This window comes from Bartonella sp. P12B (assembly GCF_055796185.1).
This window is the reverse complement of record NZ_JBTTDI010000001.1, coordinates 263,819-276,857: the sequence shown is the minus strand read 5'-3', so window position 1 is coordinate 276,857 and position 13,039 is coordinate 263,819. Positions and strand designations below refer to the sequence as shown.

13 protein-coding genes are annotated in these 13,039 nt (G+C 40.8%); 5 read left to right on the top strand and 8 right to left on the bottom strand.

Annotated elements, in window-relative coordinates; translation table 11 throughout:
- Positions 1 to 513: 513 nt before the first annotated feature.
- From AC0QT1_RS01120 to rimM, 7 genes are all read right to left on the bottom strand, one after another.
- Complete coding sequence (locus tag AC0QT1_RS01120) at positions 514 to 1,293, bottom strand: succinate dehydrogenase iron-sulfur subunit (RefSeq protein ID WP_473199801.1); 780 nt, start codon at positions 1,291 to 1,293, stop codon at positions 514 to 516.
- 14 nt (positions 1,294 to 1,307) lie between these two features.
- A complete protein-coding gene (gene sdhA, locus AC0QT1_RS01115; RefSeq protein WP_473201462.1) occupies positions 1,308 to 3,152 on the bottom strand; it encodes a succinate dehydrogenase flavoprotein subunit in 1,845 nt (614 codons plus the stop codon).
- A gap of 4 nt (positions 3,153 to 3,156) precedes the next feature.
- Complete coding sequence (gene sdhD / locus AC0QT1_RS01110) at positions 3,157 to 3,543, bottom strand: succinate dehydrogenase, hydrophobic membrane anchor protein (protein WP_473199803.1); 387 nt, start codon at positions 3,541 to 3,543, stop codon at positions 3,157 to 3,159.
- Between the two features lie 18 nt (positions 3,544 to 3,561).
- Positions 3,562 to 3,963, bottom strand: coding sequence for a succinate dehydrogenase, cytochrome b556 subunit (sdhC, locus tag AC0QT1_RS01105; RefSeq protein WP_473199804.1), 402 nt, complete (start codon positions 3,961 to 3,963; stop codon positions 3,562 to 3,564).
- A 461-nt stretch (positions 3,964 to 4,424) separates the two neighbouring features.
- On the bottom strand, positions 4,425 to 4,865 hold the full coding sequence (rplS, locus tag AC0QT1_RS01100) for a 50S ribosomal protein L19 (protein WP_473199805.1): 441 nt from the start codon (positions 4,863 to 4,865) through the stop codon (positions 4,425 to 4,427).
- Positions 4,866 to 5,075: 210 nt separating this feature from the next.
- On the bottom strand, positions 5,076 to 5,774 hold the full coding sequence (gene trmD / locus AC0QT1_RS01095; RefSeq protein ID WP_473201461.1) for a tRNA (guanosine(37)-N1)-methyltransferase TrmD: 699 nt from the start codon (positions 5,772 to 5,774) through the stop codon (positions 5,076 to 5,078).
- A gap of 263 nt (positions 5,775 to 6,037) precedes the next feature.
- Positions 6,038 to 6,595, bottom strand: a complete 558-nt coding sequence (gene rimM, locus AC0QT1_RS01090; protein ID WP_473199807.1) for a ribosome maturation factor RimM — start codon at positions 6,593 to 6,595, stop codon at positions 6,038 to 6,040.
- A gap of 132 nt (positions 6,596 to 6,727) precedes the next feature.
- Here rimM and AC0QT1_RS01085 point away from each other — a divergent pair, with 132 nt between their 5' ends.
- Together AC0QT1_RS01085 and AC0QT1_RS01080 are read left to right on the top strand one after the other, a co-directional pair.
- Entirely contained in the window at positions 6,728 to 7,549 is an 822-nt protein-coding gene (locus tag AC0QT1_RS01085) for a SapC family protein (RefSeq protein WP_473199808.1), read from the top strand.
- 3 nt (positions 7,550 to 7,552) lie between these two features.
- Positions 7,553 to 8,521 (top strand): tyrosine recombinase XerC, encoded by a 969-nt coding sequence (locus tag AC0QT1_RS01080; RefSeq protein ID WP_473199809.1) that lies wholly within the window; start codon positions 7,553 to 7,555, stop codon positions 8,519 to 8,521.
- A gap of 22 nt (positions 8,522 to 8,543) precedes the next feature.
- Here the strand turns inward: AC0QT1_RS01080 and AC0QT1_RS01075 are convergent, their stop codons facing one another.
- Complete coding sequence (locus AC0QT1_RS01075) at positions 8,544 to 8,822, bottom strand: BolA family protein (RefSeq protein ID WP_473199810.1); 279 nt, start codon at positions 8,820 to 8,822, stop codon at positions 8,544 to 8,546.
- Between the two features lie 120 nt (positions 8,823 to 8,942).
- Between AC0QT1_RS01075 and AC0QT1_RS01070 the strand changes: the two genes are divergently transcribed.
- The 3 genes from AC0QT1_RS01070 to cobT all read left to right on the top strand — a co-directional run bounded on the left by AC0QT1_RS01070 (position 8,943) and on the right by cobT (position 12,987).
- Positions 8,943 to 9,563 carry a J domain-containing protein gene (locus AC0QT1_RS01070; RefSeq protein ID WP_473199811.1) on the top strand — a complete coding sequence of 207 codons (621 nt, stop codon included), beginning with the start codon at positions 8,943 to 8,945 and terminating at the stop codon, positions 9,561 to 9,563.
- 509 nt (positions 9,564 to 10,072) lie between these two features.
- Positions 10,073 to 11,059 carry a cobaltochelatase subunit CobS gene (cobS, locus tag AC0QT1_RS01065; RefSeq protein ID WP_473201460.1) on the top strand — a complete coding sequence of 329 codons (987 nt, stop codon included), beginning with the start codon at positions 10,073 to 10,075 and terminating at the stop codon, positions 11,057 to 11,059.
- Positions 11,060 to 11,073: 14 nt separating this feature from the next.
- On the top strand, positions 11,074 to 12,987 hold the full coding sequence (gene cobT, locus AC0QT1_RS01060; protein WP_473201511.1) for a cobaltochelatase subunit CobT: 1,914 nt from the start codon (positions 11,074 to 11,076) through the stop codon (positions 12,985 to 12,987).
- Positions 12,988 to 13,039 lie beyond the last annotated feature (52 nt).

Genomic DNA, 13,039 nt, shown 5'->3' with positions numbered 1-13,039 from the left:
CTTTGATGCTAATTTGCCTTATTGTATGGATTATTCTTCTACGTAATTTTACAGTATTGCAGATTACTTCCCAATGATCGGCACAATTGTGCTTATAATCTTCTGCTTAAAAAATATACACCGCCTATACTTTACTGTTCAAAAATTATGAGAAAATAAAAACTTAAACGACAGTGAAGATTTCTGTTTTCATACTATAAAAGAAGACAAAATTGGTTGCCTCTAAAGATTTATGAGGATTAAGCGCGCCTTATGGGGGAACCATAACTCTCTAGACAGCGTAAATCCCTTTCTTTATGTATTTGACATTCAAGATAGAGTTTTACAATGAATCATCTTTTTTGCTCAAAAGAAAAGACGCTCCCTTTTTAAGGGTAAGAAGTATTATTTTTTAATTTGCCTATAAAGCCAATAAGCTTTTGTAAATTAAATTCCGTGTATACCTTTGAAAAAATGCAAAAACCTTACCGATCTTCTCATTTCTCATATGATTCTGATGAACTGATAAGTTTTTTAAAGACGGCGTTCAACCATGAGTTTTTTAATCTCAGCAATTGCCTTAGCTGGATTTAGCCCTTTTGGACAAGTTTGCGTACAATTCATAATCGTATGACAGCGATAAAGTCGGAAAGGATCTTCTAAATTATCAAGGCGCTCACCACACATCTCATCACGTGAATCAGCAATCCAGCGATAAGCTTGAAGCAAAATAGCTGGTCCTAAATAACGATCACCGTTCCACCAATAACTTGGACATGATGTTTGACAACAAGCACACAAAATACACTCATAAAGCCCATCAATTTTTTGACGATCGGAATGGCTTTGTAACCACTCTTTCGCAGGTTCAGGAGAAACGGTTTGCAACCAAGGCTCAATCACACGATGTTGGGCATAGAAGCGCTTTAAATCAGGCACCAAATCTTTAACAACAGGCATGGAAGGCAAAGGATATACCTTAATGGGATGCTTCACATCATCCATCCCTTTGGTACAAGCCAATGTATTCGTCCCATCAATATTCATGGCACATGAACCACAAATTCCTTCACGGCATGAGCGACGAAGTGTCAAAGTTGGATCAATATGATTCTTGATAAATAAAAGTCCATCGAGAATCATTGGACCGCAAGCGGAACGATCTACATAATAGGTATCAAGATGAGGATTTTTGTCATCATCTGGTGACCAACGATAAACATGAAATTCTGTCAGTTGGGTAGCACCTTCAGGTTTAGGCCAAACCTTTCCCGGTTTTACTTGAGAATTTTTGGGAAGCTTAATCTGTACCATAGTTTATTCTCCCCTTAGTAAACACGTTTTTTAGGTGCAATGCGTTTTAAGTCGATTCCCCCATCTGCTTCAGATGTTAACGGATCGACATGGACAGGTCGATAGGACAAAGTTACCTTACCTTCTTTTGACAAATGCGAGAGGGTATGTTTACGCCAATTTTTGTCGTCACGCTCTGGATAATCTTCACGCGCATGCGCACCCCGACTTTCTAAACGCGCTTCTGCAGAATAAACAGTTGTAATTGCATTGGCCATCAGATTCTCAAGCTCTAATGTTTCGACCAAATCAGAATTCCATATCAATGAGCGATCTGTTACTTTGAGATCAGACAATTCATCCCAAATTTGGCTTATCCGCCGACATCCTTGTTGCAAAGACTCTTCTGTACGAAACACGGCAGCATCTTCTTGCATAGTCCGTTGCATTTTTTCGCGCAACACAGCAGTTGGTGTTCCACCTTGAGCAAAACGCAAACGATCAAAACGCGCCATAATTTGGTCAACAGCATCCTCATTAAGGGGTGGAATTTCCGCATCCCGATCAATGACCTCACCGGCACGAATTGCAGCGGCACGCCCAAAGACGACCAGATCAATCAATGAATTTGACCCCAAACGATTAGCACCATGGACAGAAGCACATCCAGCCTCTCCTACAGCCATCAAACCTGGTTGAACACGATCAGGCGAATCAGCTGTTGGATTGAGAACTTCCCCATAATAATTGGTAGGAATACCGCCCATATTATAATGAACCGTAGGAAGGATAGGGATAGGTTCTTTTGTTACATCAACCCCTGCAAAAATCCGCGCGGATTCAGAAATTCCTGGTAAACGCTCATGCAAGATAGCGGGATCAATATGGTTGAGGACCAAATGGATATGATCCTTTCTTGGACCGACACCACGCCCTTCACGAATTTCAAGTGTAATACAGCGTGAAACGAGATCACGTGAAGCCAAATCCTTAAAGGAAGGTGCATACCGCTCCATAAAGCGTTCACCTTCAGAATTAACCAAATAGCCCCCTTCACCACGCGCTCCTTCAGTAATGAGACAGCCGGAACCATAAATCCCTGTAGGATGAAATTGCACAAACTCCATATCCTGAAGGGGCAATCCCGCACGTGCAATCATTCCACCACCATCACCAGTACAGGTGTGTGCTGATGTTGCTGAAAAATAAGCTCGTCCATAACCACCAGTTGCCAAAACCACCATCTTTGCCGAAAAACGGTGGATTGTACCATCATCAAGATTCCACGCCACAACACCGGTACACACACCATCAGTCATGATCAAATCAAGAGCGAAATATTCAATAAAAAACTGCGCATTATGTTTTAAGCTTTGTCCATAAAGGGTATGCAAGATGGCATGTCCCGTGCGATCGGCTGCTGCACAAGTGCGTTGCACAGGTGGACCTTCACCAAACTGTGTTGTATGCCCCCCAAAAGGACGTTGATAAATTTTACCTTCTTGCGTTCGTGAAAAAGGCACTCCATAATGTTCTAATTCGTACACAGCAGCAGGTGCATTACGCACCAAATACTCCATTGCATCAGTATCACCCAACCAATCAGACCCTTTTACCGTATCATACAAATGCCATTGCCAATTATCAGGTCCCATATTAGAAAGTGAAGCAGCAATGCCCCCCTGTGCTGCAACCGTATGTGACCTCGTTGGGAAAACCTTTGTGATACAAGCTGTTTTTAATCCTTGCTCTGCCATACCAAGCGTAGCGCGCAAACCAGCTCCCCCTGCACCAACAACAACAACATCAAATTTATGATCTACAGTGCTATAAGGAGCATTCCCTGCTCTAGCACTCAGAGGAGATCCTGTGCTTACCATATTTTTAGCCCCCCAACGCAATTTTCAAAAGAGCAAAAATGATGACACCTCCCAAAACAAAACAAAACAAAATATTTAAGACCAAGAACAATAACCGGAAACCCTCGCGAGGAATATAATCCTCAATAACCACCTGCATTCCAAGTTTCATATGATAAAGGACCGAAAGAGTCATCAATCCCATTAAAACAGCAACAACAGGGTGCGCCAGCCGTGCACGGACAATGCTATAGTCCTTTCCAACGAGGGAAAGAATAACAACGATAAAAAAGATCAAAAGCGGTAGATTGATAAAACCTGTCAAACGCTGCAACCAAAAATGCTCTGTTCCTTCATGAGCACTTCCACGCCCGCGTACTTTTGCAAGTTCTGTTCGAAAATCTTTTTTCATAGCCTCTCCACCCCCCAGCTAAATATTGCTATAGCCAATAGCCCAAATGACAAGGGTAACAATAAGAGAAATAAACACTGTTGCCCAAGCAGTCACCGTAGCCTTTTTTTTAGCCAAAAGGCAAGGTTTCAGGTCCCAAACAATGTGACGAATACCACCAACCATATGATGAACCCCAGCTAAAGTATAAAGAAACAAGACACAAAGGCCAAGCCAAGAACTATAAATCTCATTGACCATTCTAAATGCCTCCGCCCCACAGCTGACTGCAACCAACCAAAGGGCAAGAAAGACTATTCCGAAATAAAGAGCCATACCGGTAATACGATGTGCGATGGACATCGCCATGGTGATGGTCCAACGATAAATACTCACATGGGGAGAACGAGGGCGCTCTTTCATCCTAATTGTCTCTGTCATAAAACATCCTGACCTGGCTTTATTACAACCGCATTATGAGCGATAAAATTCGCACAAAACGGCCAAATGCATTATCATTTCCACTTAATTTGGCATCTTAAAGATACCAATCTTACAGGTCGGTTATCTCAAATAACGGATTAAAGGTCACGCATAAAAAAACCGATTGCTCCACAGCCACAAGCTGTAAAACCCGCCTTAATTTAATACAATTTTATCTTTACGTCAAAGGTCTAACATCTTTTCTCAAAGAGAAACATACATTTTTTCAAGTATACTTAATTCTTTTTTTGAACATCAACAATTCTTCTTCTGAAAACTTCACTTTCAGATTTTAGCCATCATTATAAGGAACAGAAATTTTGAGAAGTTTGACATTACAGACTGACGCAAAACTACTTCTTGAGCTTCTAGGAAGCAGCATAAAGATACTTTGACATAAATTCCAGCAGAGACAAGCCTTACTCGGAAACTTGTGTTGCGGCATCTAAATCAACGGCTGTTCCTTCTGTAGGTCCAGCATTTTTTTCAGCTTTTTTCCGGTAATCTCTTTTTTCCGCGATACGCGCAGCTTTACCTCTCAAGCCACGAAGATAATAAAGTTTTGCACGACGCACTTTACCGCGACGCACAAGTTCAACAGCTTCAATCAAGGGAGAATAAATTGGAAAAACGCGCTCAACACCTTCGCCATAAGAAATCTTACGCACTGTAAAAGTTTCATTCAACCCACCGCCTGAACGTGCAATACAAACTCCTTCATATGCCTGAACACGAGTCCGTGTGCCTTCAGTCACGCGCACCATGACACGAACTGTATCGCCTGGTTGGAAAGCAGGTAATTGGCGCTTTGCTTCAATTTTTGCACATTGTTCAGCTTCAAGCTGTGCGATAATATTCATTTCTTTCATCCTTCATATTCTTTATCGAACAGTCAGAGCGCTCAACTTTTACCGAAAAAGCCTTTTCATACAAAGAAAAGAAGTTCTTTAGGCTATGCTTTATGCAGGAGCGAATACACCATTTCTTCATTATCTTGGAACGACAGAACATTCTTCACAGAAAAACGCTCTCAAGAGAGAGCTATGCAATACACTACCTTACAAGATGAATCAAGTTTTCTGACGATTTTTATGATAACGTGCATAAAGATCAGGACGACGTTGACGTGTTATCAGTTCAGCTTGTTGTTGGCGCCAATCCGCGATAGCTTTGTGATGGCCTGATGTTAACACTGGTGGAATAGTTCGTCCTTCGAAAACAGCAGGACGCGTATAGTGAGGATGTTCCAACAAACCATTCTCGAAACTTTCACACTCTCCAGAAAGTGCATTCCCCATAACGCCAGGAAGAAGACGGATAAGTGCATCCAAAACAACCAATGCCGCCGTTTCTCCCCCTGAAAGAATATAATCACCGATGGAGACTTCCTCCAATTTCCGCGCTTCTATGACCCGCTCATCGACGCCTTCAAAACGCCCACAAACCAAGGTTACTCCCGATTCACATGCCAAAGAGCGCGCATAAGTTTGGTTAAAAGGTCGCCCACGTGGACTCATCAACAATCTTGGCGAATCATGTGGACAACTATCGAGTGCGGCCGCTAACACATCCGCCCGCATCACCATACCAGCGCCACCACCAGCTGGTGTATCATCAACGCTATGGTGTTTATCTAAAGCAAAATCTCTAATTTGCACTGTCTCCAATGACCATATTCCCTGCTTTAAAGCCTGCCCTGCTAAGGAATACCCTAAAAATCCAGGAAACATTTCAGGATAAAGTGTTAAAATGCGTGCTTGAAACTTCATTTTATTCTTTCATTTCACCTTTCGCCCAAGTCATACTACAATCAGTATCAACCAGTGTATCATCAACGCTATAATCTTTATCCAAAGCAAAATCGCTCACTTGCACTGTCTCCAATCACCCTATCGGCTCTTTTGAGTGCTTACCCTGCTAAGAAGCTCTAAAAATCCCAAAACATTTCAGGATAAAACGCCAACACATCTGTTCAAAAACTTAATTCTTGTGTTTTTTCACTTTTCATTTTGTTGCCGTCACTTTTAATTTTTTATTTTTGCTTCAAACCCTCAATCTTTTTATCATCGCTCAAACCAGCGGCCACTGGATCAACAACAAGAAAACCATAAGCAATGCAAATTTCTAGCACTGCTGCCTTGCTAAACGGAATAAGTACAGTTTTTCCTGTATTCAAGCGTATTTCAAGCAAATCACCAGCTCCAAAATTAAAAAAACCACTCACCTCTCCTAAAATTTGATCAACACAATCTTGAACACGAAGCCCAATTAAATCAACTTGATAAAATTCATCCTCATCCAAATCATCAAGCAATTGATCACGAGAAACATAAAGGTGAATCCCTTTTAAATTCTCAGCAGCATTGCGATCTTCAATCCCTTTAAAATGCACAATCGCATTCTTTTTTTGCATGCGAAGCGTTACAATTTCATAAGAGCGCCCTCCATCATCATAAAGAGTACCATAAGCTTTTAAGCGCTGGGGTTCAGCACTTAAAACTTTGATCAAAACATCCCCTTTTATACCATGAGGGACACCAATAATGGCAAGGTGGACTTTATTTTTAAGCTTTTTTCCATTATATTCCATATAAAAATATCATCTCTTCAAAATGATTCCCTAAGTCTTATAACTTTGCTATTAAATCTTGTTGCCATATCAAAATCTTCCAAAAAGACCTTTCTTGGTAACAAAAACAAATGAATAATAAGGAGAAGCCTTATGGCAAATATTATGCTGTTGTACAAAGATATTACCCCAATTAATAAAGTTACCCATAAAAACCTTAAATTTTCTCCTCCAAGCGATATGTCCTTCGCCAAAGATACACATTGGGTTCCTTTAGCAAGTAGTGAGTATTTTCAAGCTGCCCTAGATTACCCTATCTTGTTTATGTGTGCAGAGGACGAGAATAAGAAAAAACACTACACATCAGCTGCTCTTGTCGGTCTTTCTAACGACGAAAATGATTACATCACCTCTGATAAAAATTGGGAACGAAATACTTATGTTCCGGCCTTTGTCCGTCGTTATCCTTTTGTTCTTGCACAACTGCAAAATGAAAAAGAACTTTCCGTTTGTTTTGATCAGCAATCAGGCATGTTCAATGAAGTTGCAGGAACAGAGCTCTTTAATTCAGATGGATCTATTTCTCCTTTTATGGAAGAGCGTATTCATTTTCTTGAAAGCTTTAAAATTGCTATGGAAAAAACCACTGAATTTATTGATGCTCTTGTGGAGATGGACCTTCTTAGTCAAAAATCCATCAATGTAAAAAATGACAAAGGCCTTTCAGCGCAATTGGAACATTTTTGGGTTGTTGATGAAGAAAAACTCAATAAACTCTCGGCAAATCAACTTGCCAAACTCCATAAAAACGGCTTTTTAGGGTTAATTTTTGCGCATCTGATGTCAACGCACAATCTTTTAAAAATACTCTCTCTAAAAGGTGAAAAGCGCCTTATGAATCACGAAGAGTCCCTACAAAAAGACAGCGATAACTCTGAAAAGGAAACACTGAAAAAGAAAGAAACCCTCAATTAAGAAATGCCCACAAAAAAAGACAATAGAAAAAGCAAAGATGTCTTGCTGATTCCAGCCAACCATGCCCTTTTAACGGCAAGGAAAAACTGGTTAGATAATCTTGTGCAAACACGACGTATGGCAACAAAAACAGCACAAGCTTATGAACGCGATACGCGGCAATTTTTGTTTTTTCTCTGTCAACATTTAGGATGTGAGCCAACTTTTGATGATCTAGCCAATTTGCGCGTTATTGATTTGCGCGCTTATTTGGCTTATCGTCGGACACAGAAGGTCAGCGCTCGCTCTTTAAGCCGTGGGATAGCGGGTTTGCGTTCTTTTTTTAGATATTTATCTCGAGAAGGCATCGTCAATGTCCCTGCTGCTAAGCTTGTTAGAACCCCAAAACAACCAAAATCGCTTCCAAAACCTTTGGCTATAAAATCAGCCCTTCATATCGTTAAACAAGAAAATCAACAGGAGAATGAGGCATGGATTACTGCCCGCAATGCTGCTGTTTTGATGCTTCTTTATGGCTGTGGCATGCGGATATCAGAAGCTCTAGCACTTACACCGGAACAATTTTCTGATCCTGAAAAAACGAGTTTGTTTGTCACTGGAAAGGGTCAAAAAACGCGCCTCGTTCCGCTCATAAAAATTGTCTACGAAACGGTCCACAATTACCTCAAATGCTGCCCGTATCCTTTGGCAAATAACCAACCAATGTTTCGTGGTGCTCGTGGTGGTCCTTTACAGCCAGCCATAATTCAACGTGCTGTTCGCAACTTACGTGCAAGTCTTGGTTTACCAGAAACCGCCACCCCCCATACATTGCGTCATTCTTTTGCCACCCATCTTTTATCACGGGGGGGAGATTTGCGAACCATTCAAGAACTTCTTGGCCATAGCAGCCTTTCCACCACGCAAGTCTATACCCATATTGATACAGACCGCTTATTAGAAATTTATCAAAAAGCGCATCCCCGTTCTTGAAAAATTTAAACAAAAAGAGAAATTAAACGGATCCAACTTCAAGTGCCAAAGCATGAACAGAAGTAGCAAGTTCTTTTTGCAAGACTTGATAAATTGCTCGATGGATCTCCACACGCGTCATGCTTGCAAAAGAAGAAGAGAGAATTTTCACCCGAAAGTGCGTTTCCCCTTTCCCATCAAAAGCATGCTCTTCATGGGGATGCCCTTCATGAAGGTGACTCTCGTTAATGACTTCAAGTTTTTGTGGATGAAAAGCATCTTGGAGTTTCATCGTGATTATTGTTTGAATTGGAGTAGACATTTTTGTTCCTTAAAAAAATGAATTCTGGAATGGGCTTTTTTAGTCAACAAAGAGTGTGGGAACAAATTTTTCAAAAGTCAATTCTTGTCAAACCGATCAATTTTGCATAAACCTAAAGACATGGTAACAACATCTAAATTATTCGACTCAATTCGAATCAGCTCCAATAAAAAAGATCAGGCTGAATCACAAGTACAGCAATGTCAATGGGAAGGCTGTGAGAAAGCAGGCGCCCATAAAGCGCCAGCAGGTCGAAATCACGAAGGTCAATATCTGTTTTTTTGTATTGATCACGTGCGTGCTTATAATAAAAATTTCAATTATTTCTCTGGCCTTAGTGATAAAGATATTGCAAAGTTCCAAAAGGATGCCCTTACAGGACATCGTCCAACATGGCCTACCGATTTTAGTAATGGCACATCAAAAAAAACAGCTGCACATTACGCACAAATTCGCTCTGGAACAGCTGCTTACCAAAACCGTATGCGTGATCCCTTCACGCTCTTTACCAAACGTCATTCAACCAATAATTTATCACGAAAATTAAAGCCCTTAGAAGCGAAAGCTTTTGAAACATTGGGATTACCAGCAAACGCTTCATCTGAAGATATCAAAACAAAATATAAAGAGCTTGTAAAGAAACACCATCCCGATTCCAATGGCGGCAACCGTTCTTCAGAAGAACGTTTTCGCGATGTTTTGCATGCCTATAATTTGCTCAAAAAATCTGGTTTGTGCTAGAGGAACGCATCCCCATATAAACCTATTCTTATACGAAGCATACTTTTAGCAAGGTCTTGATTTATAAAGATAACCCGATTCCAATGGCGGCAACCGTTCTTCAGAAGAACGTTTTCGTAATATTTTACATGCCTATAATTTGTCGTTTTGCCTCTTGAATGAGGGGCACAAATATCCTCAGATTTTCTCATTTCAATCCTGCTCATGTTGAATATCAATCAAAACCATCCCTTTGCACATCACAAGTAAGCCTCTCGTGCGAATACACAACGAAAAAAAAGGAGTAAAAATGCCTTTAATGAAACGTCTAAATAGCAGGAATTGTTGCAACATTTTGCGCTAAAAAAGAGTGTAATGGTGCCAACTTGTTGCAACATATGAGAGAACATCTGATAAAAGGCTTCTCTGATATCCAAAAGTCTCATTATAGGGCATTGCATAAGTGTTCTAACTCTTGTATCGTTTTTTAACGAATGAACAAAGAGCACCCTTTCCCTTCCGGAAAAACAATGACAAAAACAAAGCTAACAGTTGAAAATGTGCCCGATCTCACCCTTTGTGCTCGTGATCTGTTTAATGTTGATACGGATATGAAAGTCCCTGCTTTTAGCACGAAAAGCGCCCACGTCCCCGATATAGATCCTGATTATATTTTTGATCAGCCAACAACTTTAGCGATTTTAGCGGGTTTTGCATTTAACCGTCGTGTCATGATTTCCGGTTATCATGGCACTGGGAAATCGACACATATTGAACAAGTTGCGGCACGTCTTAATTGGCCTTGTATACGAATTAATCTCGACAGCCATGTCAGCCGTATTGATCTTGTAGGAAAAGATGCCATTGTTTTAAAAGATGGACTCCAAATCACTGAATTTAAAGAGGGCATTTTGCCTTGGGCTTATCAAAACAACATTGCTCTTGTTTTCGATGAATATGATGCAGGTCGTCCCGATGTTATGTTTGTCATTCAACGCGTTCTCGAAGCTTCAGGACGACTAAGCTTGCTTGACCAAAGCCGTGTCATCACGCCGCATTCAGCCTTTCGCCTTTTTGCAACTGCAAATACCATTGGTCTTGGTGATACAACAGGACTTTATCATGGCACACAACAAATCAATCAAGCCCAAATGGACCGCTGGTCTCTTGTGACAATACTCAATTATTTACCTCATGATAAAGAGGTTAACATTGTTTGTTCAAAGGTCAAATCTTTCCAAACAACAGAAGGAAAAAAGACAATCTCACAAATGGTCCATGTTGCTGAGATGGTACGCCAATCTTTTATGAATGGAGATCTTTCAACAGTCATGAGCCCACGCACAGTCATCACTTGGGCAGAAAATACGGACATTTTTCAAAATGTTGGCTTTGCCTTTCGACTGACTTTTCTCAATAAATGTGATGAACTTGAACGCGCCACTGTCGCCGAATTTTATCAACGTGCCTTTGGAGAAGAACTTCCCGAATCACTCATTCATGGTGTTTCGCCTTAAGGAATCTGTCAATGATGACTACCGATACTGGCGATAACAGCAAAAATTTAACCAATGATTCTCCCGCCTCTACTCTTAATGCTATAGCTTTTAAAGAAGCACTTTCCACCTGTATCCGTGCCATTGCTGGTACGCACAAGCTTGAAGTTTCCTTTAGCCATAACAGACCATCTTTGAGTGAACATTATGCGCGTTTACCAGAATTGCCACACCATGTAACAAAGAAAGACATAACGATTACACGCGGATTAGGCGATTCCATGGCTCTACGCACGGCATGGCATGATAGTCGCATTCACGCACAATTTATTCCACAAGAATCAGAAGCACGTGCCGTCTTTGAAGCTCTCGAGCAAACACGTGTTGAAGCAATCGGCACTTTAACCATGGAGGGAATTGCCCAAAATCTCGACAGTATGCTTGCCGATAAATATCAAAGGGCCCATTATCAAAAGATTAACACTCAAAGTGAAGCCCCCATCCAAGAAGCCATTGCGCTTTTATTACGTGAAAAAATAACGAAACGCCCTCCCCCAAAAGAATCTGGACCTGTCTTAGAATTATGGCGTCAAGAAATTGAACAAAAAGCTGCGAAAGAATTGAACGAACTAACACACCATATTTACAACCAACCTGCTTTTGCACGAATTGTTCGTCAAATGCTTGTTGCCTTAAAAATGGCGATCCAACTAGAAGAAATTTCTGACAGTGAAAACAATAAAAAATTAAAAAACCAGTGTGAACCTGAACATCAAGCAGGAGAAGAAAGCAACAGAGAGAAAAAGACACAAAGTGAGGAACAAGCAACAACAGAACAAGAAAGTGATGCAAAAAACAACGGGAAAACGCCAGCAACACAATCAAATGACAGCGATAAAGCCGAGGAAGAACAAGACAAAAGGCCTTGGCAAAAAAAATCGAGCCAATCCAAACGCCTTTTCACTGTTTCAGAACAAATGGAGAGACTTGGTAATTATAAAATTTTCACCCGACAGTTTGATGAAGTGCTAGAAGCGACGGATTTTTGTTCTGAAAACGAATTGGATCAGTTGCGTCATTATCTTGATAAGCAAATCAATCATCTGCAAAACATTGTCGGGCGTTTAGCCAATCGCCTACAGCGCCGTCTTATGGCACAACAAAATCGTAATTGGAATTTTGATCTTGAGGAAGGATATCTTGATACAGCAAAGCTTTCCCGTCTTATCATTGACCCAATGCAACCACTTTCTTTCAAAATGGAAAGCAACACTCATTTTCGTGATACCGTTGTTTCTCTTCTCATTGATAATTCAGGATCAATGCGCGGACGACCAATTACTGTTGCGGCAAGTTGTGCAGATATTTTAGCACAAACACTTGAACGTTGCGGTGTCAAAGTTGAAATTTTAGGCTTTACCACAAAAACTTGGAAAGGCGGAAAATCGCGCGAACAGTGGCTTAGCCAAAATAAACCCCATAATCCAGGACGCCTCAACGATTTGTGTCATATCATCTATAAAAGTGCCGATACCTCATGGCGTCGAGCACGGCGTAATTTAGGTTTAATGATGCAGGAGGGATTGCTAAAAGAAAACATCGATGGTGAAGCCTTGATTTGGGCTCATCAACGCCTTTTATCACGACGAGAACAACGCCGCATTCTCATGGTCATTTCTGATGGAGCTCCTGTTGATGATTCAACTCTATCGGTTAATTCCAGCAATTATCTGGAAAAACATTTACGCGCAGTGATTCAAGAAATCCAAACCCATTCTCCTATAGAACTCATTGCCATTGGTATTGGGCATGATGTCACGCGCTACTATCAACATGCTGTTACAATTATGAATGCTGAAGAGCTCGCCAGTGCTATAACAAAGCAATTAGAAGGGCTCTTTAGCAATAAAAAATCTCATCGCCATAAAAGATTAAAAAGAACTTTTTAAATCAGCCGCACGATAGCACGTTATGACCTTGGAAGAGGCATCTATCCAAACT